Here is a 20,951-nt window from a genome sequence, read left to right as displayed (position 1 = left end):
CCCTGAGGGCTGGTAGTGCATGGCCCCTGTCGCATACGGCGATTATCGCGCCGGGGCATTTTACGGTGGGTCAATGTTCTTTGGCTTTCCTGATCCTGATCAAAATAAACAGCAGGACGCAGAGCGCGAGCGGGGTCATGGCCAGCATGGCATCTCGCGCGGAAATATCCGCGCCCATGACATGCAACCCCGAGTAGAACAGCTTGAACAGGCTCAACAAGTAATAGGTGATGGCGATAATCGACAAGCCTTCGACGGCGCGCTGGATTTTGATTTGAGTATCGGCGCGGGCGTTCAGGCTATTCAGGATTTCCGAGTTCTGCTCTTCCATTTCGACCTGGACACGGGCCTGCAACAAGTCCCCGAGGTTGGCCACGCTTTCGGCCAGTTGCTCCAGGCGTTGTTCGGTGACCGCGCAGTATCTGACCGTGGGTTTAAAGCGTCTTTCGATGAAGATACCCAGTCGCTGGCAGTCACCCACATGACTTTCGCGCAGTTCGCCCAAGCGCTCGAAAACCAGCTGTGCATAGGCTTGGGTGGCGCTGAAGCGGTGTCGGGTTTTCGCGCTGCTGCTGACCACTTGCGCCGACAGGTTGGCAATGTCGGTCAGCAACGCTTTCGCATTTCCGGTATCGGGGCCGGCGTTACGTTCCGAGAGGTTTACCAGGGTTTTGTCGAAGACGTTGAGCTGAGTGCTCAAGGCTTTCGCGGTGATGAGTGAAAGCGAAGCCATCATTCGGTAGGTTTCGATTTCCAGCAGGCGGCGGATCATCCGTCCCAGCCGATACGCATTCAGGCGTTTGTTAATGAACAGGAAACGGTTGGTGCCGTCATCGTTCAGGCGAAAATCGCTCCAGACCGTCGCATCGCCACCGCCGATGCAAGAGCCGCTAGGATCTTTGAATCCATAAACAGACAAATCGCCAGAAAAGGACGTATCAGTGCGCACCACAATCTGCACAGCGTTGATCACGTGCTGCATGAAGGGTTCGACCCGGTCCATCAAGGCTTTGGGTGGCGGGCTCCAGCAGGGCTCGTGGCTGGAGGAGGGCACCACCAGCGTCAGCGTCAGGAACTCCGCGTGCCGTTCCCACTTCAAGGCGTAGCCCTCCAGCTCGGTGATGCCTTGGGCTGCATCCGGGTCGACGGGGCCGGGGCAGCAGCGACTCAGCAGAGTGTCGCACTGCCCGTCATTCACCAGAAACGCCAGATGAAAGACGTGGGCGGGCTCGTCGAAATACAGAGAAGGGCGCGCGTGCAACTCGTTGTGCAGGATCAGTCTTTGCGGATGCATGCTGTTTGGGCCATGTTGGAGTTGTTTGTTCTTGGGACTGGGTGACGAATACCCGAGTCACAAACAAAACCTGGCGGTTGCCCAATACCAATGCCAACCATGGAACCTGTGGGAGCGGGCTTGCCCGCGAAGTCGGTGTATCAGCCTACATCAGCAGTGCCACCGATTTTCAGGCGAACGGCCATCGCTGATGTGTCCGGCACGAGATGGAAAGCTCCGTTGTGAACTATTCTTTTCAAGTGGCCCCTGCAATGCCTCATTCAAGGAATTGATATAAATCAACGCTTAAGAGGCTTTAATGGCGGAGTCTGGGCCTGATGCTGGATTCTCGAGGCCGGCGTCGAGGATCAACCTGTCTGGAGTCAGATCATGAGCCAGTATCAACGGTTATTACTGATCATCAACCCGCTGTTGCGCCATTCGCCTGCGATCAACCATGGCGCTGCCCTGGCCAAGGCCAGCGGGGCGAGCTTGCACATAGCCGCGCTGATCCCTTCGTTGAACATTCTGTCGTTGCTCGAAGAAGGCGACCGGAAAAAGGCTCGAGCGAGCTACCTGCAGGAACACCGCGACTGGCTCAATGAACAGGCGGAAAAAATGCGGGGCAGGGGGATCGAGGTGACAATCGAAGTCGCATGGGCCGACAACATGCGCCAGGACATTCTTGACCACGTCACCGAAATGCAGCCCGATCTGTTGATCAAGCAAGTGCAGCATGAACCCGTGCTCAAACGCGCATTCTTCACTCCGCTGGATTGGCGTTTATTGCGCCATTGTCCGGTCCCGGTTTATCTGGTGGGCGGCGAAGGTCATGCCTTGCCGCAGAAGGTGGTGGCCGCGGTTGACGTGTCAGACACCGAGCCTTCGAACAGCGAACTCAATGACCGGATCATCTTGCAGGCTTCCGGCCTGGCGCTGCAGTGCAATGCCGAGTTGCATCTGTTGTACGCGTGTGACATTTCGGCAGCGTTCCTGGCGGACATGGGCGGCGGTCTGACGCTCGCGGAGCTTACCAGGGAGTTACGCAACGACCTGGAAAAGTCTTTTCTCAAGCTGGCCGCCCGGTTCGGTGTGCCCGCCGACTGTCGGCATTTCATCATGGGGCAACCGGTCTCGGTGCTGAGCGAATTCGCCCACGAGCATCAGATGGACGTGGTCGTGGTGGGCAGAACCCAATACCGTGGCCTGGAGCGGCTGCTTGGCAGCACGACCGAACATATTTTGTATCAGGTGCCTTGCAGCATTCTGGCGGTCTAGGGGCGCACGCGCCTGTTGGAATGATGGCCGCCGTCAAACGAACGCCCATTTTTGGGGTTCCGGCCCCAGGGAGGTTTTCAAATGACTAGTCCTTCATTGCAAACCATCTTGCACGACCGGGTGGATGCCGGCCGAGGCCTGGTGGAGCCGTTGCTTAAATACGCTAAAAGAGCCGATGTCATCGTCCTCGCCTTGCCCCGTGGCGGCGTGCCGGTCGCTTATGAAGTGGCCACGGCTCTGGAGGTACGCCTGGACCTGATGCTGGTGCGCAAGCTGGGAGTACCGTCTCATCAGGAACTCGCCATGGGCGCGATTGCCAGCGGCAATATACGAATCGTCAATGACAATGTACTGAGGGCGAACGGTATTGATCAACGTACGCTTGAGGGCGTGGTTGCAAAGGAAACCCAGGAATTGTTGCGTCGCGAGCAGCTATACCGGGCATCGCGTGCACCTGTGGCGCTCAAGGATCAGGTGGTGATTCTGATCGATGACGGCCTGGCGACAGGGGCCACGATGATGGCCGCGATAGAGGCCGTGCGCCTGCACGCGCCGTCTCGTATCGTCGTTGCCGTGCCGGTGGCACCGCTTGAGACCGCTGAGGCGCTGCGTGACGAAGTGGACGAACTGATTTGCCCGCTGATCCCCGACTGGATGATCTCGATCGGGCTTTGGTACACGGACTTTTCGCAGACGTCGGACGAAGAGGTCATCGATCTTCTGCACCGGGCCTGGCAGAGAGAGTCCGGTTCAGGTGACTCATTTCAGAACGGTTCCGGTATTTGAGCCGTTGCCTGGCGTGGAGCAAACCACGTCAGGCCTTCAAGTGATCCTGACATTCATGAATTGCCACGGATCGGATTCATCGGTCTGCTCGGGCATCAATGAGTGACGTCCGGTAAGCGGCGTCCAGTCGGAATAAATGCCTTCTACATTGCCCAGGTAGGGCAAGCAAATCTGCAAAATCTCCCTGAAGGGCAATTCATCCGGTTCGACGATGCCGCGTTGAGGATTGCGAATCGCCCAGATCACACCGGCCAGCACTCCCGCCGTCACTTGCAGGCTGGTGGCGCTGTTATGGGGGCATAGAGCCCGGGCTTGCTGGATCGACAAGCGCGAGCCATACCAATAGCTGTTTCTGGCATGCCCCATCAGCAGCACGCCGAGTTCGTCACTGCCGTCGAGAATTTCATCGTCAAGCAGGCGCTGGCCGCTCTGGGGTTTCCAGTTGCGCTCGGTGAGTTCATGCACCGAGAGTAAGGCGTCATCACAGGGTCGATAAGCGTAGTGGACGGTCGGCCGGTAAATCGGTTGCCTTCCCTGGCCAAGGGTCAGGTAGTCGGCAATCGACAGAGCTTCGTTGTGGGTCACGAGGAGCCCATGGGTGGGGCCCGTCGAGGGCGTCCAGGTACGAACCGACGTGGCGGCACCGGGACGTTGCAGATAGATTCCGGCCTGGCACCCGAAGGCGTGGTAATAGCCATCCCCGGGAAGCACTTTTTCATGGCTGCCCCAACCCAATTCCGCCGGTTGACTGCCTTCACTGATGAAACCGTCCACTGACCAGGTGTTGACGAACTCATCGGCGATTTTGTGTTGCGATGAATACTGCGAATCGCGTTCGGCGATGTGGATGCAGCGGATATTCAGTCGGCTGGCCAGTTGCGCCCATTCTTCGCGAGTGGCGGGCAGGGGCGTTGTGTCACCCAAATCTTCAGCGAGGTTGACCAGTGCCTGTTTGACCAGGTGAGACACCAGCCCCGGATTGGCGCCGTGGGTCAACAGGGCGGTGGGCAGACCTTGCGCACTTTCACCCCGAAGCTGAAGCGCCGCTTCCCTCAATGCATAGTTGGATCTTTCGGACAGGGATTTGTCGGGGTCGGTGTAACCGCCTTCCCACGGCTCGATACAGGTGTCCATATACAGCACGCCTTTACGCTGGGCGAATTGAATCAGGGACAGGCTGGAGACTCCCACCGAGAGGTTGAGCAGGAAGTCGCCAGCGCTCAACAGAGGGTCCAGCACCACCTCGTAATTGCTCTGGTCCAATTGCTCGGACTTGTGGGCGACGCCGAATTCCTGGGCGAGCAAGCGTCCATCGTCATCGGGGCTGAGGATCAACAGTCGCTGCGGTTCAAGCTCAAGATGGCGCAACAGCAGCGGCAGTACGCCTTTGCCGATGCAGCCAGAGCCGATCATCACCAACCTGGCATTAAAGGGCTGAATGACATACTCAAAATCTGACATCGATTGCCTCCACCCGCCTGACCGCGGGGTCGCCGCCAATGACCTGTCGATAACCACGACGCTCTCAAACTAGAGACTGCAAGGCTCGGTTAAAGCTCAAAAAAGTTTCGGACACCGTGAAGGAGACTCTGCTGTGCCGATCGAGACCAAAAAAACAGATAAGAATGAGGCGAACTGCTGGCCCCCCGATTTCCGTTTCGTTGTCAAACTCGCTTTCTTTTCAGAAGGTTAGGCATTGGCGATATGCGGACTTTGATATGGATGGCTGCAACGTTTGCCCTGGTGACTCTCTCGCTTGAGGCTCAGGCAAAGGACCTGAACAAGAACAGTCGTTTCGTCTGCAGCTGGGGCTCGGACATCGCTGCCGGCGCACAGGCGTCGAAGCTTTCCGGGCTCACGCTTTACGGGGCGCGCAGGAAACTGCAAGCACGCAAATTTCCCCGGCCGTGGATGCGCATGACCGCCATGGGGATCACGGAACAAACCTATAACAGCCCCTCGCGCCTCAAGCCTGCTGCTATCAAGCAAACGTATTACGAGCAATGCATCAACCATGAACTGGCGCAACGGTAGTTGCGCCGACAACTCACGATCCCCATCCCTCTCTAACAGCCTTTCGAATCCCCTCCAGCAACATCGCAAACGCCGGGTTGTCGTTGTTCTCGCGCCAGATCAAATGCAGCTCGCTTTGCACGCCTTCCCCCAGATCGATATCGCGAAACACCACGTTCTTGAACACGACGCTGGTGGCGCAGCGCGGCACCAGGGCCAGGCCCATTCCGGCGTTGACCAGGGCCAGGATGGTCAGGGACGAGCCGAGCCATTGCACATATTCCGGGGCGACGCGGGCTGAGCGGAGCATGCCGGTCAGCAGTTCATTGAACGGCGGATAGGCCGCATGGGAGTACATGAGGAAGGGTTGTGCGTCCAGGTCTTTGACGGACACGATTTCGGCGCTGGCCAGCCGATGGTTGTGGGGGACGGCCAATACGAAAGGTTCACGCACCAGGCATTCGGTGGCGTAGCCCGGTTCCAGCAACGGCGCGCGAACGATGCCCAGATCGATACGACGCGCGCGAAGGGCTTCGTGTTGCTGGTAGGTGTTCATCTCCGACAGATCGATTTTGACCTGAGGCTGCTTGAGCCGCGCTTCAGCGATGACCTTGGGCAGGAACTCGTACACCGCGCTGCCGACGAAGCTGATGTTGACCGTACCGATGTCCCCTTCGGCGAAGCGCCGGGCGGTCACGGCGGCTTGCTGCGCTCGCTCCAGCAAGTTCTGCGCTTCGATAAAGAAGGCGCGGCCGGCGGCGGTCAGGGCGACGCTGCGCGTGCTGCGGGTGAACAACTCGACGCCCAGGTGATGCTCCAACAATTGAATCTGGCGGCTGAGGGGCGGTTGGGTCATGTTCAACCGTTCGGCGGCCCGGCGGAAGTTGAGTTCGGTGGCCACGGTGGTGAAGCAGCGCAGTTGCGTCAGTTCGAACATTGATCTAATCCAGGTATCAATCGAGTGCCAAGTTAGATTAGACGGGATCAATAGGCGCGTCCATGATCGGTTCTCCCCTAAAAAAACAATGAACGGGAGTCGCCCCTTGAGTAACCATCAGAGTCCGCCGGACCCGACCGTCCTTGCCCGAGCAGCGGCCAAGGTCAAGCGCCATGTGCTGCCGCTGTTCGTGGTGATGTTCATCGTCAACTACATCGACCGGGTCAACATCGGCTTCGTGCGCAGCCACCTGGAAACCGACCTGGGCATTGGCGCCGCGGCCTATGGCTTGGGCGCCGGGCTGTTTTTCATCGGTTACGCGATCTTCGAAGTGCCTTCCAATATGTTGCTGCAACGCTACGGTGCCCGCGCCTGGCTGACGCGCATCATGTTCACTTGGGGCGCGGCTGCGATGGCCATGGCCTTCGTGCGCGGCGAAACCAGCTTCTATGTGCTGCGCTTCATTCTCGGCGCCGCCGAAGCGGGGTTTTTCCCCGGCATCATTTATTACTTCACCCAATGGCTACCGTCGACGGAACGGGGCAAGGCCATGGCGATTTTCCTCAGCGGTTCGGCCATTGCGTCGGTGATTTGCGGTCCAGTGTCCGGCGCGCTGCTGCACGTCAGCGGTCTCAGCCTGCATGGCTGGCAGTGGATGTTCCTGATTGAAGGCTTTGCTTCCATCGTGCTCTGTGGATTTGTCTGGTTCTGGCTGCAATCCCATCCACGCGAGGCGAAATGGCTGAGTGTCGAAGAAAAGGATGCATTGGTAAGCGCCATTGCCCTGGAACAGCAGGCTCGCGAAGCCGTGCAGACGGTCAAACCGTCGATGTTCAAATTGCTGGCTGACCGGCAGATTGCCCTGTTCTGCTTTATCTACTTTTCCATCGCCCTGACGATTTATGGCGCCACGTTCTGGCTGCCAAGCATGATCAAGAAAATGGGCAACGTGGGTGACTTCCAGGTCGGCCTGTTCAACTCGATTCCGTGGATCATTTCCATCCTGGCGATGTATGGCTTCGCCGCCATGGCCAGCAAATGGAAATACCAGCAAGCCTGGGTGGCCGTGACGCTGGTGATTGCCGCGTTCGGCATGTTCATGTCCACCACCGGCGGGCCGATTTTCGCCTTCGTTGCTATCTGTTTTGCGGCCATTGGTTTCAAGGCGGCTTCGGCGTTGTTCTGGCCGATTCCCCAAGGCTATCTGGATGCGCGCATCGCCGCGGCGGTGATCGCTTTGATCAACTCCATCGGCAATCTCGGTGGCTTCGTGGCGCCGACCGCGTTCGGTTTCCTGGAGCAGACCACCGGCTCCATCGAGGGCGGTTTGTACGGCCTGGCGGCCACTTCGCTGGTCGCGGCCGTGGTGATCTTTTTTGCCCGCACTGCACCGCGTGGTGACACGCGCAGTTCGCTCACCGCTAAACCGGTCGACGCCGTTGCCCCCCAAAATCCTGTCAGTCATCAAGCCTTGAATACCGAGCCAAAGGGAGCTGCCTCTTGAAAATCAAACGCGTCACCGTCACCCCCATCGCCTTCCGCGATCCGCCGCTGCTCAATGCCAGCGGTATTCACGAACCCTTCGCGCTGCGCTCGATCATCGAGATCGAGAGCGACAATGGCTACATTGGCTTGGGCGAAAGCTACGGCGACGCCCCGGCGCTGGCGATTCAACAGCAATTGCAAAGTCAGCTGATCGGTCTCGACCCGTTCAACCTCAACCAGTTGCGCGCCATCGTGCAGGCCACCGTGGCGGCGAACAAAACCCCAAGCATCGCCGGTGCGGAACTGGCGCCCGGCTCCCACGCCAGCAAAGCGGTGAGCAACGCGTATTCGGCGTTCGAAGTGGCGTTTCTCGATCTACAGGCGCATTCCCTGAACGTGCCGCTGGTGGACCTGCTGGGCGGGGCAATTCGTGATGAAGTGCCGTTCAGCGCCTATCTGTTCTTCAAGTACGCGCAACACTTCGACTCACCGTACAAACCGGACAGTTGGGGCGAAGCGCTGAGTGAAGAGCAGATCGTCGCCCAGGCCCGGCGCATGATCGAGGCCTATGGCTTCAAGAGCATCAAACTCAAAGCCGGCGCACTGCCGCCGGAGCACGAAGTGTCGTGCATCAAGGCGCTGAAAAAGGCCTTTCCCGGCTACCCGCTGCGCATCGACCCGAACGGCAACTGGTCGCTGGAAACTTCGATTCGCATGGCAGAACTGTTGGGCGATGACTTGCAGTATTACGAAGATCCGACACCGGGCCTCGACGGCATGGCCGAGTTGCACAAGCGCACCGGTCTACCTCTGGCGACCAATATGGTAGTCACTGACTTTGATGAGTTCCGCCGCAGCGTGGCCCTGAACAGCGTGCAGATCGTGCTCGCCGACCATCATTACTGGGGTGGCCTGCGCGACACCCAGGCGCTGGCGAAAATGTGCGACACCTTCGGCCTGGGCGTGTCCATGCATTCCAATTCGCACCTGGGCATCAGCCTGATGGCCATGGCGCATGTCGCCGCCTCGGTGCCCAACCTCGATTACGCCTGCGACACCCATTACCCCTGGCAGGAACCGGACGAAGAGGTGATCAAGGGTGGCAAGCTACCCATCGTCGATGGCTGCGTGAAAATCACTCGTGCGCCGGGGTTGGGCCTTGAACTGGATCACGATCAATTGGGCAAACTGCATGACCAATACCTGACCTGCGGCATTCGTCAGCGCGATGACGTGAAGCAGATGCAGCGTTACAAGCCGGAGTGGAAGGCCGTCAAGCCGCGTTTTTGACCGATGGACGCGGATTATGCGTTGTCCGGCGCTTCGCGAAACCGCTGCTCGAGGGCCTCCGCAAACGGATAGAACGAAAACCACGGCCTGGCTTCGTCAATCACTCGCTGAAATGACGGTTTCTGTACCAACCGCTCGAAATAGGCGCTCAAATGCCGGTAGTCGACGGGGAACGGTACGAGTGTCCTGGCATAGAAAAGTGCCGGGGCAGCGGCGCAATCGGCCATGCTGAACGCCGGGCTGGCCACCCAGATTCTGGACGCCATTCGGCGATCAAGCATGCCGTACGCCGTTTCCAGCGTAGACCGCTCCCTGGTCAAATCACCGTTGGTCGCGTGTAGTCGATCACTGACAATCTGTTGTAGTGGCACTTGTACATAATGGTCGAAGAAACGATCCCATAACCGGACCTCCAGCGCGCTGTCCCAATCGTCTGGAATCAGTTTGTGCGTGCCTGGATACAGCCGATCCAGGTACTCGATGATGATGCTGGACTCCGGCAGATTCCGCTGCTGAGCATGGTCACAAAGAATTGGGAACTTTCCGATTGGCCACAATTGCTGAAGCTCTGCGCGGTCGCCAGCGTCCGCGAGATCGATGATCTTTCTTTCGAATTCGGTGCCATTTTCGTAGAGCGCGATGAGCACTTTGTGACAGAACGACGCCAGCGGATGGTAGTAAAGGGTCAGCGACATCTTTCAACTCCTCGGTGGATTGAGGGGGTAATGAACATTCATAGACGGATGTTGGCAGGGCGTCAGAGTGTCAGGGCCGCCACTTTCAGGCTTGCGTACTTGCAGGCGGAAGAATTCCTGCTTAACTGGTAACCACTGGTCGGTTTGTGACTTGTTGGTCATGGCGTTCATCTCAGCGCCCTTGTACCGTTGTCGCTGGTTTGTGCTGTATGGCTTGCCCGGAGGAAGCCGGAGAGTCAATCGAGCTGTGTGCCTGATCCAATTTGTTCAAGGAATAGAATGAAAATGATGCTGAAAACTGCGATCGTCGAGATTGGTAAGAAGTACAAGGTTTATACCGAACATTATCTCAACGCCACCGCCGACAAGACCATTATTCTGGTCAATGGCTCGCTGGCAACGACCGCATCTTTTGCCCAGACGGTGCGCTACCTGCGGCCACGCTTCAACGTAGTCCTCTACGATCAGCCCTACGCCGGTCAATCGAAACAACACAATCAGCACGACCTGCCGATCCGCAAGGAAGACGAGGCCGCAATTCTGTTGGAGTTGATCGAGCACTTTTGCGCGCAGCATGTGATGTCCTTTTCCTGGGGTGGCGCGGCGACCTTGCTGGCGCTGGCGCAACATCCACGCCGAATCGAAAAAGCGGTGATCAGTTCATTCGCCGCGCGAATCAATACCCCGATGCGCGATTATCTGGAGAGCGGCCGGCATTTTCTTCAGGCCTGTGATCGGCGCAATGTCGGGCGCTTGATCAACAGCACTATCGGCAAGCACCTGCCGTCGCTGTTCAAGCGTTTCAATGAGCGCCATGTCAGCAGCCTGGACGAACACGAATACCGGCAGATGCATTTTCACGTCAATGAGGTGCTGACCCAGGATACTCATTGCTATGTTTCCTGTGCCGATGCCATCGAAGTTCCGCTGCTGTTTATCAATGGCGAATGGGATGAGTACACCTCGGCGGAAGACGCCCGTCTTTTTGCGGCTCATAGCCGTCAGGCTCAGTTTCAGACCATCAAGAACGCCGGGCACTTCCTCGATATGGAACACCCGACGGCCTGGCATGACACCCAACAGGCCCTGCTGGGCTTTCTGAAGCCGGTCGCCAAAATACCGAGCCAGCCCCGTGACCTGACATTCAGTAGCAAAGCGTCAGTGATTCCACCCCTTCAGTCAGCTAACTGGGTGCGGCTTTAACTGACGCAGCAATTCAATCTGATCCGCTGGGACCAAGGTGCGCAAGGCTTTATAAAGCGCGCGGGTTTCAAGCAGGTTCCAGACACGCAGCATGGTTTCCAGGGCATCCAGAGGTTTGCTGATGAAATCTTTGGCGCCCAGGGCCAGCGCGCGCAGGCGGGTATCGCGTGTGGCGTCGGCGGTGAGCACGAGGATCGGCAGGTATTCGCCGGTCGGGATGCGCCGGTTGAGTTGTTCCAGGACGGCAAAGCCATCGAACTCCGGCATGTGCAGGTCAAGAATCACCAGGTCAGGCTCGAAGCTGTTGAACAGGTCCAGGGTTCGCAGCGGCTGAGTGCTGCTCAGGACATTAGTCAGCCCTTCGCGGACAAGCAGCTGCTCCATCAAATCGAGGTTGGGCCGTTGGTCGTCGATGATCAGAATGCGCAGGTCGGTGTTCACACGGGCTCCGGTAGATGCTGGTCAAGATGGGCGAGGAATGATGGGATGTGAATCGGCTTGGTCAGCACCGCGGTCGCTCCCGCCTCAAGCAAAGCCAGATGGGTGAGGTCGCTGGCATCGGCGGTGATCATCAGCACTGGAATGGCACGGGTGATGGAAGACTGGCGCAAGCGTCGCAGAACATTGAAACCATCAAGATCCGGCAGGGCCACGTCGAGCAAAATCAGCTGCGGCGCATGTTGACGGGCCAGGTCCAGACCCATTTGCCCCTGCATACTTGAAAGCAATTGAATGTGCGGCCGTCGTTGCAGCAGGGTTTCGATCAGGGCCAGGCTCGAGAGATTGTCTTCGATGCACAGCACTTTGCCCTGATAATCGGGAGCGGTGAGGGCGGCCGTGACCATTGGGTGACTGATTCGCGCAACCGGTGGCTCGGTGACTGGCTGCAGGCGCACGAAGGGCAGTTCCAGGGTGAAACTGGAGCCTGCGCCGGGTTGGCTTTTGACGGTCATGCTGCCGTTCATCATCTCCAGCAGACTCTTGCTCAAGGCCAGGCCCAGACCGGTGCCTTCCACATTCGGATCGGTCTCCAGGCGCTCGAATGGTTTGAACAGTTGCTCCAGTCGATCGGTCGCAATGCCCTTGCCGGTATCGCAGACCGACACGGCAATTCGCTGTTGAATAATCCTGACTTCGATGTGCACCTGACCCTGGGGCCGGTTGTATTTGATCGCGTTGGATAACAAGTTCAGCAGCACCTGAACCAGGCGTTGTCGATCGGCGACGATCCCGCTGTCGGCGGCCAGCATCGGCAGTTCAACCAGCTGAATGCCGGCGTCGCAGGCCATGGGGGAAACCAGCGTCAGGGCTTCTTGCAGCACCACTGCCAAGGGCACGGCTTCAACGTTGAGTGGCAGGCGCCCGGCCTCGATCTTGGCGATGTCCAGCACTTCGTTGATCAGGGTCAGCAGGTGTTGTCCGGCCCGCAGGATGTGACCGATCTGCGCCCGCTGCCCTTTGGACGAGTCCATGTCCAGCAGTTGTGCGAAACCGAGAATGGAATTGAGCGGGGTGCGCAGCTCGTGGCTCATGCGCGACAGGAACTCGCTTTTGGCTCGACTGGCGCGTTCGGCTTCTTCGCGGGCGGTGCTCAGCGCTATCTCGGCCGCACGGCGATCGGTGATGTCGCGGGTGATCTTGGAAAATCCGCGCAGGGCGCCACTGCTGTCGTATTGCGCGGTAATTACTACGCTGGCCCAGAAGCGGCTGCCACCCTTGCGACAACGCCACGCCTCTTCCATGTAATGACCATCGCGAGTGGCCTCGCGCAGCGCCATGTCGGGATGCTGCGGGCATTCTTGCGACAGATAAAACACCGAGAAATGCTGCCCGACGATTTCCTGCTCCGTGTAGCCCTTGATCCGTTCGGCGCCCGCATTCCAACTGGTGACGAAGCCCTGTGTGTCGAGGGCAAAAATGCCGTAGTCCTTCACTCCGTCGATGATCAGCCGCAAGCGTTCTTCGTTGTCGCGCAACGCCCGTTCACGTTCGGCCAGCAGCAGACCAGCTTCGACCAGGCGCGTGCCCAATTGACCAATCTCATCGTTCTCTGGCGGTTGCGGCAACAACGGCTGACCGAGTGCCAGTCGTTGTGCGTTGCCCTGGACCTGCTTGACCCGGGCGACGATGCCTTTGGACAGAAACAACACCGCCACGATGGCGCCAAACAGCCCGCAGGCCGCGGCCAGCAAGGTAGAGAACAACAAACGCTGGCGAGTCGAGGCGGCCGCCGCGGTGCGCTCGGCCAGCAGCGTGTCTTCAAGGGTGCGCATGGCGCTGATGCGTTCACGCAGTTCGTCGAGGATGTGCTTGTTATTGATCAGGATCGTGGTGATCGACTCGGGTGTGGCGTTGCGATCATCGAGCAATTCAACCAGACCCTCGACCTTGGTGTCGATCAGCGGCGTGATCGCCTCCAGATGTTTACGCACCCGCACATCGCGAACGTTGCTGTCGAGCCGGCGCAGGGCTGATTCGATCAAGGGCTTGGCTTGCCGATAACCCGGCAGGAAATCCTCGCGGCGAGTCAGCAGATAACCGCGCACGCTGGCGGCGGCCTCGGCGAGCAGGGTGTGCACGGCCTGAATATCGCCTTGTACCAGCAGCACACGGCGCACGTCTTCTTCTGCGCGCGCGGTCTGGCGTTCGGTGATGTAGATCAGCACCAGAGAGAGCAACAGGATTACCAACGGCAGGGAAATCACCACGAGGGCTTTGCCACGTAACGGCAGATCGGCCCAGCGTCGAGCGCTTGAAACTTTCATGACTGGGTCACCAGACCCAGGGCGATACCACGGACAGCAGCCTGGGTTCGGTCGGCGGCGCCGAGTTTGCCTATAACCCGTTCCACGTGGGCCTTGGCCGTGCCCGTAGTGATGCCGAGTTCTTCGCCGATTTCACGATTGCTGAAACCGCCGGCTACCAGCCCGAGGACCTGGCGTTCGCGGGCGGTCAAGGTTTCGGCAGGCGCGGCGCCACTGGCGTTGCGTTCGGTCATGCGCCGCAGCAGACGGGCGCTGACCGCGCTATTGAGCGCTTCCTCACCCGCGGCGACGCGTTGCAGGGCGTTGATCACTTCATCGCGGCTGGCGTCTTTGAGCAGGTAGCCCACGGCACCGGCATTCATCGCCGCTTCCAGGTGATCCGGGCTGTCGTCCATGGTGAAGATCACCACTTTCAGGGCCGGCAGGCGCTGCTGAAGAATCCGCGCCGCACCCAATCCATTGAGCACGGGCATGCGAATGTCGAGGATGACGATGTCGGGCAGCAGGCGTTCGCACGCGTCTACCGCTTCCTGGCCATCGCGGGCCTGGCCGACCACTTCGAATTGCGGATGGCCCGCCAGCAGCGCGACGAAACCGGTTCGGGTGACCTCGTGATCGTCCGCCAGAACCAGACGTAAAACTTCAGTCATTGAGCTGTTCCATTGAGGTCGGAGGGTACGGTGGCGCGCAGTCGGGTTCCGCCGTGTGCAAGGCTGACGCAGGTGAAATCACCGCCCAGCAGGCTCGCGCGTTCCTGCATCGCCGCGAGCCCCAAGTGACGGGCGCCACAGGTGTCGAGTCGTTGTTCCATGGCAAAACCTTTGCCGTTGTCGTCCACCCGCAGGGAGGCTTGCCCGTCGTGCAGTTCCAGCGCCAAGGCGACGTGGCTGGCCTGCGCATGTTTGAGAATGTTGTTGATACCTTCCTGGGCAATCCGGAATAGAGCGATCTCCACCTGGCTGGGCAAACGTGCTTCGCAACGCGTGCTCCAGTTCACTTTGATCCCGGCGTCGCGCAGGCGATCCGCTTCTTTGTCGACCGCCTTCAGCAAGCCAAAGTCGTCGAGTACCGTCGGGCGCAGGCCGCTGATCAATTGCCGGCCTTCACCGACGCAATGCTGGGCCAGTGCAAGAATCGTCTGTAAGTCCGCACCGAGTTCCTCGGGCAGTGACGGGCAGCGACCGGCAAAACCTTGCAGGCGCTGATGCAGCCCGGCAAGGGTTTGTGCCAGGCCGTCGTGCAGGTCGTAAGCCATGCGTTTGCGTTCGTCTTCCTGGGCCCTGAACAGCCGATGCACCAGATCGGACATGGTCCGCTCGCGGGCGACCAGGGCATCCAGTAACCGCTGGTTTTCCAGGTGTGCGGCCAGCAATGTGGCGAGCAATTGCAGGGATTCGATGTCCTCGGTGTCCGGTGCACTGATGCTGACACTGTTGGCCAGCATCAATGCACCGAAGGCCGCGCCATCGCCACCGCGCAAAGGCACCCGCAGCACATTGGGCAGGACCGCGCTCGGCTGCTCCTGCCATTGCGCAGTGCGCATCGCGGTATCGGCGAGGTGTTCGAGGCTGCGTAAACGATCACGGTTGCCGTGACTGGCGGTGGTCCTGACCTGCGCATCCACGTCCCATTCCAGCAGTAGCGCGTGGTCCATCGCGAGGAAGGCACAAGCCCGTTGCAGCACGCGTTGACGCATGGCTTCGGGGGCCAGTTGCGTCAGTTCCTGGCCGGTATCCACCAGCAACCGCAAGCGCGCGGCGCGACTTTGCGATTGCCGATACTGGGTGCGAATGGCCAGGGCGCTACCGGGGTCGTGATCAGGATTTTGCATGGACATATTCCGGCGCAGGCGCGTCCGTTCGGGCTGGGGCGTCATTAAACCGTGTTAACGGGGCAGGGCGCTATCTGCCGAATGGCATAGGCAAATGACTCCGGTTGGCCGATGGCGGGGGGCGTTTCGAGCGGCACAGTAGGGCCATCGACCACCATTGGATTAGCGCAATGAAATTCAAGACCTCAACCCTCGTCCTGTTGTTCGCCCTGACCGCCCCGTTGGCCCACGCGTTGGAGGCAGTGCCTTACGTTTACAGCAGCGTGGCCGAACAGCCCGGTAACGTGAAGGACCGTGAAATTGCCGCACTGTTTGATCAATGGAATAGTGCGTTGAAGAGCGGCAATGTTCAGAGCGTGGTCGACCTGTACGCGCCGAACGCGGTGCTGCAGCCGACGGTTTCCAATAAGGTGCGCACCACCCCGGCGCAGATCAAGGACTACTTCGATCACTTCATGGCGCTCAAGCCAGTGGGCCAGATCAACTACCGTGAGATCCGCCCATTGGGCGCCAATGTGGCGATGGACAGTGGCGTTTACACCTTTTTCCTGACCGAAGCCGATGGCAAGACCCGTCAGGTGCAGGCGCGTTACACCTTTGTCTATGAACAAGTGGGCGGTCAGTGGAAGATTCTCAACCACCACTCTTCGGCGATGCCGCAAGCGCAGGTGCTGCACGCCGGGAAATAAACAGGGTTTGACGCCCAACTGACACAGCCCAAAACCAGTCAGTTGAGCACAATCCCTGTGGGAGCGGCGGTGCGACGATTCGACTTGCCCGCGATGAGGGCGAGTCAGTCGATATCAATGTTGACTGATACACCGCTATCGCGGGCAAGCCCGCTCCCACAGGTTCCGTGTCTTAACTGACTGATTGTGTGCTCAGTTCAACGCGAGGTCGTCCACAGGCTGCTGCCCGCGGGCCAGCGCGGCGCGTTGCAACTGGCTGGCGATCAGGGTGTTTTTCAGCAGATAGGCAATGGTCATCGGCCCGACGCCGCCGGGCACCGGGGTGATCGCACGGGCAACGGTGCGGGCACTGGCGTAGTCGACATCGCCCACCAGACGGTTGCCGGACTCGCTGGCGATGCGGTTGATGCCGACATCGATCACCACCGCGCCGGGCTTCAGCCAACTGGCATCGATCAATTCTGGCCGGCCCACCGCCGCGACAACGATATCCGCCAACCGACACAACGCCGGTGCATCGACGCTGCGCGAATGCACCACGCTGACCGAACAGTTGGCCTGCAACAGCAAGGTCGCCATCGGTTTGCCGACAATGTTCGAACGACCGATGACCACCGCGTGCAAGCCGCTCAAGTCATCACCGCAGGTCTCGCGCAGCAGGCGCATGCAGCCGCTGGGGGTGCACGGGGTCAGAACCTCGAAGCCTTGCACCAGCCCGCCGACGTTTTCCCGATGAAAACCGTCAACGTCCTTGATCGGGTCGATGGCATGAATCACTGCCGCCTCGTCGATAGCGTCCGGCAAGGGCAGTTGCACAAGGATGCCGTTCACCGCGGGATCGGCATTGAGTTGTGCAATCAGTTCCAGTACCTGAGCCTGGCTGGCGGTTTCCGGAAGACGGTATTCAAGCGAGCGGATGCCGACTTCCTTGGCGCGCAGCAGTTTATTGCGCACATAAACGTGGCTGGCCGGGTCGTTGCCGACCAACAGGACCGCCAGGGCGGGATAGATCTGCTGGCCGGCCAAGGCCAGAACCTCTTCCCGGACCTCGTCGAGAACCTGGGCAGAAATGGCTTTGCCGTCGATATCGCGGGCAAATGCTGGGGTGCTGCTGGTCAAAAGAGTCACCGTCGTCTTGATTGAATGGGGGTGAAGTGATCATCGCGGCGTCTTTGCGCGCCGATGATCCATCAGAGACATGCAGGCAAGGGGGCTCAGATTATCAGGTGAGGGCAGGCGAATACGACAAAAGATCGCATTCGGCCGCTACAGGGATCGCATTTTATCCTCCTTGCGGGTCAAGATCAGACTCAACAGCACCGAAGTCAGAATGATCCCGCCAACAACGGCCAGCGACCATTCAACCGGCATGTGAAGCCACGGCATCAGCGTCATCTTGGCACCAATGAACACCAGCACGATCGCCAAACCGTATTTGAGCAGGTGGAAACGGTCAGCCATGTCGGCCAGCAGGAAGTACAGGGCACGCAGGCCCATGATCGCGAAGATGTTCGACGTGAACACAATGAACGGATCGGTGGTGATGGCGAAGATCGCCGGGATGCTGTCGACCGCAAACATCAGGTCGCTGGCCTCGATCAGCACCAGCACCAGAAACATCGGCGTCGCCCAGTACCGACTGTTTTGCATTACAAAAAAACGCTCGCCATGAAACCCGTTGGTGACGCGCAGATGGCTGTGTATCCAGCGCAATAAGGGGTTTTTATCGAGGTCAGGCTGCTGATGGGCGAATACCAGCATCTTGATCCCGGTGATGATCAGGAACACACCGAACACATACAGCAGCCATGTGAACTGCGACACCAGCCACACGCCGGCGAAGATCATCGCCCCACGCATCACGATTGCCCCGAGCACACCGTACAGCAACACTCGGCGCTGCAACTCTGGCGGCACGGCGAAGTAGCCGAAAATCATCACGAAGATGAACATGTTGTCGATCGACAGCGACTGCTCGATCAGATAGCCCGTGAGGAATTCCAGGGTTTTACGTTGGGCGATCTCGGGCCCAAACTCACCATTCAAATACCACCAGAGTAATCCCGCGAAAGCCAGCGCCAGCGCGAACCACGTAATCACCCAGCACGACGCCTCGCGCACCGATACCCGATGCGCCTTGCGCCCGCCGAAGACAAACAGATCCACGGCCAGCATGGCAAGAACGAAGACGATGAAGGCGAACCACATCCAGAGTTCACCGATGTGCAAGGGTTGCATGTCGTTCTCCCTGTCTAGACGTGCTCTGGAGCCGACAGAGTCATGCTAGCGGGGAGATTGCAGCGAAGAAAAATCGAATATTCTTTACCAATAATTCGTTATTTACGAAGTGTCGCTGATGGTTCTCCGAACACCACCGCAACACCGGCGATCAGACGGGCCGGCATGGAGCCTTTCAATGCATCTTGCTGTGATCCTGCATGCCGAGCGCCCGAGCCTCGGCTTCAACCTTGATCGTCTCTTTTTCGCCCTTGGCGTTTTCCACGGTCAGGGTCAGGGGTACTTTGTCGCCTTCCTTAACCTGGGCCGTCAAGTCCATCAGCATGATGTGATAGCCATGGGGGTCAAAGCTCACCGGTTTGCCGGCCGGCAGCGCGACGGACTCGACCTGACTCATGCTCATCACATCGTCTTTCATGCTGGATTGGTGAATTTGCAAGGTGTTCGCGATCGGCGACTGCACGCTGAGCAGTTTGCTGTCGCTGTCGGCCTGCAGGGTCATGAAGGCGCCGGTCGAATGCTGGCCGGCCACCGTCGCGCGGACCCAGGCGTCGTTCACCTGGGTTTGAGCGGACACCTGCCAGGCCATGCCGATCAGGAAAAGGCCCAGGGTCAGCTGTTTAATACGTGGTGCGTAGATCGAAGTCATCAGCAGACCTCCATGACGGTGAGCAGGTCTTCTGCACACTCTTGAGCGGTAAGGGACGCGGACAGCCCCAGGCGCAAATTGCCTCGGGAGTCGAAAACGAAGCTGGTCGCGGTGTGGGAGAGGGTATAGGTCGAACCGCTCGGGATCTTTTCAAAGAACACACCGAACTCTTTGGCGGTGGCGGCGGTTTCTTCCAGCGTACCGTGCAGCGCCTCGAAACTCGGGTCGAAGGCCTTGACGTATTTGTCGAGCATTTCGGGTGTGTCGCGCTCGGGGTCCAGCGTGATGAAGATCACTTGCAGGCGTTCGCCATCGCGGCCCATCAGTTTTTTCGCCTGTGCCGCACGGGCCAGCGTCGTCGGGCAGACCGCCGGGCATTGGGTGAAGCCGAAGAAGATCATCGGCATCAGGCCCCGATAGTTGCCCAGCATCCGGTACTCGCCCTGGGCGTCCTTGAGTTTGAAGGTACGCCCCATGATCTTGTCGCTGAGGTCCTTGCCGTACTTGAACGACAGCTTGCTGCTGTCATCGCAGCCGGCGAGCAGCCCAAGGCTCAACAGGCTCATGCCTTGCAGGACCGTGCGACGGGTATACAACGTACTCATGGAAAAAAGCATCCTGTGTAGCGACCGGGAATCTACAGTGGCTGATCAATCAGACGAAAAAAAGCGCAGGGATGTTAACAAACTGTTGCCCTGTGGCGCTCAATCGATGGCCAGTCGGCATGCGCCAAAAGGTCGCGGCCTGAGCAAGCACCGAGAAACCTGTGGCGAGGGAGCTTGCTCCCGCTGGGTCGCGCAGCGGCCCCAAAAAAGGAACCGCTGCACAACCCTGCGTCAGTGACTCACTCACCACAGCAGCCAACACTTACTCAGGCGTATTAATGTGATCCAGCACCCGGTTCGCCGTGATCTCCGCCACCATGATGCTGTTCGAAATACCCAGCAAGGCGTGACGCGACTCACCCTCCAGATGATCGACCAACTGATGGACCATCACATCGACCGAGGCCAGCGTCTCGACCAAAAAAACCGCCAGGGTTTCGGTAGTCGCCTCTGGGGCCACGGTAAATAGCTTGCTGGGTTTACGCGCGGTGGCTTTGATGTCGGCGATCGAATTGAGGTGAAAATCGAGGGCCCGCTCGGCGGCCTCGTTGAGTTTTTTTTAACCGGGTTCGTAGGGGGATATTGGATCGGTGTCCGGTGGGTTTGGCGTTACCTTGAACATTGGCTCTATCCTCATAGGAGTGAGGCTACAACCCGTTCGCTGCTAAACGAGAGGGAGGCAGCTGTGCGCAGGTTAGCAGACCGATGAGCCAAGAAATCGGCGCGCCGAAGCGCCCTGCGCACAGCCACCATCAAATGCAGGCTGGGATACCTGATTGATAGGGACATCGTGCGTCTTGACATCAACGGGCTGCTAAACCCGATCACTGATGGGCAGTGACGGGAACAAGTTACCGAGCAGCCCCAAGGCGCACAAGCCGGCGGATTCTGGCGTAAGCGTAGGCAACGGCGCAAGATCTTGTAGCTTGCAGGAAGTAACCTTGATGGCGTTTAAACAGGCTCCTTTAATCGATGTTGAATGATCTGACGCGCACGTCCTACAAGCGGTGAAAGCCTCGAAAAAACCGCTACATGCACTTTTATAAAGCGCGATGCCATAAAAGCGTGCACCTGCCGCGAGCGGTGCCCTGAGTTTTCCCCTCTGTCAGTACCCACACCCTCTGTTGCCAATGATCCGCGCAACCACGTCTGAAATCCTGTCAAAACACGTCTGTTCTGGGTCGCCAGCCTGTTTCCCGATTGTTCAATCGCAG

The 20,951-nt window shown here is 58.9% G+C and carries 19 protein-coding genes and 1 pseudogene; 7 read left to right on the top strand and 13 right to left on the bottom strand.

What is annotated here, in order from left to right; genetic code table 11:
* Positions 1-70 precede the first annotated feature (70 nt).
* Positions 71-1,294, bottom strand: coding sequence for a DUF3422 domain-containing protein (locus PSH97_RS15225; protein ID WP_305445637.1), 1,224 nt, complete (start codon positions 1,292-1,294; stop codon positions 71-73).
* 369 nt (positions 1,295-1,663) lie between these two features.
* Between PSH97_RS15225 and PSH97_RS15220 the strand changes: the two genes are divergently transcribed.
* A complete protein-coding gene (locus PSH97_RS15220) occupies positions 1,664-2,551 on the top strand; it encodes a universal stress protein (RefSeq protein WP_305445636.1) in 888 nt (295 codons plus the stop codon).
* Positions 2,552-2,632: 81 nt separating this feature from the next.
* The gene (locus tag PSH97_RS15215; protein ID WP_305445635.1) at positions 2,633-3,337 is read left to right on the top strand and encodes a phosphoribosyltransferase; all 705 of its coding nucleotides are present in this window, start codon (positions 2,633-2,635) and stop codon (positions 3,335-3,337) included.
* Between the two features lie 36 nt (positions 3,338-3,373).
* Here the strand turns inward: PSH97_RS15215 and PSH97_RS15210 are convergent, their stop codons facing one another.
* Positions 3,374-4,798, bottom strand: a complete 1,425-nt coding sequence (locus tag PSH97_RS15210) for a homospermidine synthase (protein ID WP_305445634.1) — start codon at positions 4,796-4,798, stop codon at positions 3,374-3,376.
* A 243-nt stretch (positions 4,799-5,041) separates the two neighbouring features.
* Here PSH97_RS15210 and PSH97_RS15205 point away from each other — a divergent pair, with 243 nt between their 5' ends.
* Positions 5,042-5,371, top strand: a complete 330-nt coding sequence (locus PSH97_RS15205) for a hypothetical protein (RefSeq protein ID WP_305445633.1) — start codon at positions 5,042-5,044, stop codon at positions 5,369-5,371.
* A 13-nt stretch (positions 5,372-5,384) separates the two neighbouring features.
* Here the strand turns inward: PSH97_RS15205 and PSH97_RS15200 are convergent, their stop codons facing one another.
* Positions 5,385-6,287 carry a LysR substrate-binding domain-containing protein gene (locus PSH97_RS15200; protein WP_305445632.1) on the bottom strand — a complete coding sequence of 301 codons (903 nt, stop codon included), beginning with the start codon at positions 6,285-6,287 and terminating at the stop codon, positions 5,385-5,387.
* Between the two features lie 106 nt (positions 6,288-6,393).
* Here PSH97_RS15200 and PSH97_RS15195 point away from each other — a divergent pair, with 106 nt between their 5' ends.
* Entirely contained in the window at positions 6,394-7,791 is a 1,398-nt protein-coding gene (locus tag PSH97_RS15195) for an MFS transporter (RefSeq protein ID WP_305445631.1), read from the top strand.
* Positions 7,788-9,062: a glucarate dehydratase family protein gene (locus tag PSH97_RS15190; RefSeq protein ID WP_305445630.1), complete on the top strand. Its 1,275-nt coding sequence runs from the start codon at positions 7,788-7,790 to the stop codon at positions 9,060-9,062. Before PSH97_RS15195 ends, PSH97_RS15190 begins: the two co-directional genes overlap by 4 nt.
* 14 nt (positions 9,063-9,076) lie before the next feature.
* Here the strand turns inward: PSH97_RS15190 and PSH97_RS15185 are convergent, their stop codons facing one another.
* Positions 9,077-9,757 carry a glutathione S-transferase family protein gene (locus tag PSH97_RS15185; RefSeq protein WP_305445629.1) on the bottom strand — a complete coding sequence of 227 codons (681 nt, stop codon included), beginning with the start codon at positions 9,755-9,757 and terminating at the stop codon, positions 9,077-9,079.
* A gap of 285 nt (positions 9,758-10,042) precedes the next feature.
* Between PSH97_RS15185 and PSH97_RS15180 the strand changes: the two genes are divergently transcribed.
* On the top strand, positions 10,043-10,960 hold the full coding sequence (locus PSH97_RS15180) for an alpha/beta fold hydrolase (RefSeq protein ID WP_305445628.1): 918 nt from the start codon (positions 10,043-10,045) through the stop codon (positions 10,958-10,960).
* On the opposite strand, the gene PSH97_RS15175 is transcribed toward PSH97_RS15180, so the two are convergent.
* Genes PSH97_RS15175 through PSH97_RS15160 form a run of 4 tightly spaced genes read right to left on the bottom strand, consistent with a single transcriptional unit; the run spans position 10,937 to position 15,556 of the window.
* Positions 10,937-11,401, bottom strand: a complete 465-nt coding sequence (locus PSH97_RS15175) for a response regulator (RefSeq protein WP_007901111.1) — start codon at positions 11,399-11,401, stop codon at positions 10,937-10,939. The two genes, PSH97_RS15180 and PSH97_RS15175, sit on opposite strands and share 24 nt — an antisense overlap.
* The gene (locus PSH97_RS15170) at positions 11,398-13,725 is read right to left on the bottom strand and encodes an ATP-binding protein (RefSeq protein ID WP_305445627.1); all 2,328 of its coding nucleotides are present in this window, start codon (positions 13,723-13,725) and stop codon (positions 11,398-11,400) included. Before PSH97_RS15170 ends, PSH97_RS15175 begins: the two co-directional genes overlap by 4 nt.
* Entirely contained in the window at positions 13,722-14,375 is a 654-nt protein-coding gene (locus PSH97_RS15165; protein ID WP_305445626.1) for a response regulator, read from the bottom strand. The genes PSH97_RS15170 and PSH97_RS15165 overlap by 4 nt, the downstream gene beginning before the upstream one ends.
* Positions 14,372-15,556, bottom strand: coding sequence for a sensor histidine kinase (locus PSH97_RS15160; RefSeq protein ID WP_305445625.1), 1,185 nt, complete (start codon positions 15,554-15,556; stop codon positions 14,372-14,374). Before PSH97_RS15160 ends, PSH97_RS15165 begins: the two co-directional genes overlap by 4 nt.
* A 170-nt stretch (positions 15,557-15,726) precedes the next feature.
* Here PSH97_RS15160 and PSH97_RS15155 point away from each other — a divergent pair, with 170 nt between their 5' ends.
* Positions 15,727-16,245: an SgcJ/EcaC family oxidoreductase gene (locus PSH97_RS15155; protein WP_305445624.1), complete on the top strand. Its 519-nt coding sequence runs from the start codon at positions 15,727-15,729 to the stop codon at positions 16,243-16,245.
* A 192-nt stretch (positions 16,246-16,437) separates the two neighbouring features.
* On the opposite strand, the gene PSH97_RS15150 is transcribed toward PSH97_RS15155, so the two are convergent.
* From PSH97_RS15150 to PSH97_RS15130, 5 genes and pseudogenes are all read right to left on the bottom strand, one after another.
* The gene (locus PSH97_RS15150) at positions 16,438-17,364 is read right to left on the bottom strand and encodes a bifunctional 5,10-methylenetetrahydrofolate dehydrogenase/5,10-methenyltetrahydrofolate cyclohydrolase (RefSeq protein WP_305445623.1); all 927 of its coding nucleotides are present in this window, start codon (positions 17,362-17,364) and stop codon (positions 16,438-16,440) included.
* 147 nt (positions 17,365-17,511) lie between these two features.
* Positions 17,512-18,483 carry a TerC family protein gene (locus tag PSH97_RS15145; RefSeq protein ID WP_305445622.1) on the bottom strand — a complete coding sequence of 324 codons (972 nt, stop codon included), beginning with the start codon at positions 18,481-18,483 and terminating at the stop codon, positions 17,512-17,514.
* Positions 18,484-18,658: 175 nt separating this feature from the next.
* The gene (locus PSH97_RS15140; protein WP_305445620.1) at positions 18,659-19,132 is read right to left on the bottom strand and encodes a copper chaperone PCu(A)C; all 474 of its coding nucleotides are present in this window, start codon (positions 19,130-19,132) and stop codon (positions 18,659-18,661) included.
* On the bottom strand, positions 19,132-19,737 hold the full coding sequence (locus tag PSH97_RS15135) for an SCO family protein (protein ID WP_305445619.1): 606 nt from the start codon (positions 19,735-19,737) through the stop codon (positions 19,132-19,134). The genes PSH97_RS15140 and PSH97_RS15135 overlap by 1 nt, the downstream gene beginning before the upstream one ends.
* Before the next feature lie 262 nt (positions 19,738-19,999).
* Positions 20,000-20,359: pseudogene (locus tag PSH97_RS15130) on the bottom strand (DUF6124 family protein).
* Between the last annotated feature and the right edge of the window lie 592 nt (positions 20,360-20,951).

The organism is Pseudomonas cucumis (assembly GCF_030687935.1).
GTDB lineage: Bacteria > Pseudomonadota > Gammaproteobacteria > Pseudomonadales > Pseudomonadaceae > Aquipseudomonas > Aquipseudomonas cucumis.
Note: the sequence above shows the minus strand (reverse complement) of the source record. Positions and strands in the feature narration are given on the sequence as shown.

What these genes read in the sequence shown, in the direction of transcription:
- PSH97_RS15225 (WP_305445637.1), bottom strand. Translation starts at nt 1,294, where the DNA reads ATGCATCCGCAAAGACTGATCCTGCACAACGAGTTGCACGCGCGCCCT.
- PSH97_RS15220 (WP_305445636.1), top strand. Translation starts at nt 1,664, where the DNA reads ATGAGCCAGTATCAACGGTTATTACTGATCATCAACCCGCTGTTGCGC.
- PSH97_RS15215 (WP_305445635.1), top strand. Translation starts at nt 2,633, where the DNA reads ATGACTAGTCCTTCATTGCAAACCATCTTGCACGACCGGGTGGATGCC.
- PSH97_RS15210 (WP_305445634.1), bottom strand. Translation starts at nt 4,798, where the DNA reads ATGTCAGATTTTGAGTATGTCATTCAGCCCTTTAATGCCAGGTTGGTG.
- PSH97_RS15205 (WP_305445633.1), top strand. Translation starts at nt 5,042, where the DNA reads ATGCGGACTTTGATATGGATGGCTGCAACGTTTGCCCTGGTGACTCTC.
- PSH97_RS15200 (WP_305445632.1), bottom strand. Translation starts at nt 6,287, where the DNA reads ATGTTCGAACTGACGCAACTGCGCTGCTTCACCACCGTGGCCACCGAA.
- PSH97_RS15185 (WP_305445629.1), bottom strand. Translation starts at nt 9,757, where the DNA reads ATGTCGCTGACCCTTTACTACCATCCGCTGGCGTCGTTCTGTCACAAA.
- PSH97_RS15180 (WP_305445628.1), top strand. Translation starts at nt 10,043, where the DNA reads ATGATGCTGAAAACTGCGATCGTCGAGATTGGTAAGAAGTACAAGGTT.
- PSH97_RS15170 (WP_305445627.1), bottom strand. Translation starts at nt 13,725, where the DNA reads ATGAAAGTTTCAAGCGCTCGACGCTGGGCCGATCTGCCGTTACGTGGC.
- PSH97_RS15165 (WP_305445626.1), bottom strand. Translation starts at nt 14,375, where the DNA reads ATGACTGAAGTTTTACGTCTGGTTCTGGCGGACGATCACGAGGTCACC.
- PSH97_RS15160 (WP_305445625.1), bottom strand. Translation starts at nt 15,556, where the DNA reads ATGCAAAATCCTGATCACGACCCCGGTAGCGCCCTGGCCATTCGCACC.
- PSH97_RS15155 (WP_305445624.1), top strand. Translation starts at nt 15,727, where the DNA reads ATGAAATTCAAGACCTCAACCCTCGTCCTGTTGTTCGCCCTGACCGCC.
- PSH97_RS15145 (WP_305445622.1), bottom strand. Translation starts at nt 18,483, where the DNA reads ATGCAACCCTTGCACATCGGTGAACTCTGGATGTGGTTCGCCTTCATC.
- PSH97_RS15140 (WP_305445620.1), bottom strand. Translation starts at nt 19,132, where the DNA reads ATGACTTCGATCTACGCACCACGTATTAAACAGCTGACCCTGGGCCTT.
- PSH97_RS15135 (WP_305445619.1), bottom strand. Translation starts at nt 19,737, where the DNA reads ATGAGTACGTTGTATACCCGTCGCACGGTCCTGCAAGGCATGAGCCTG.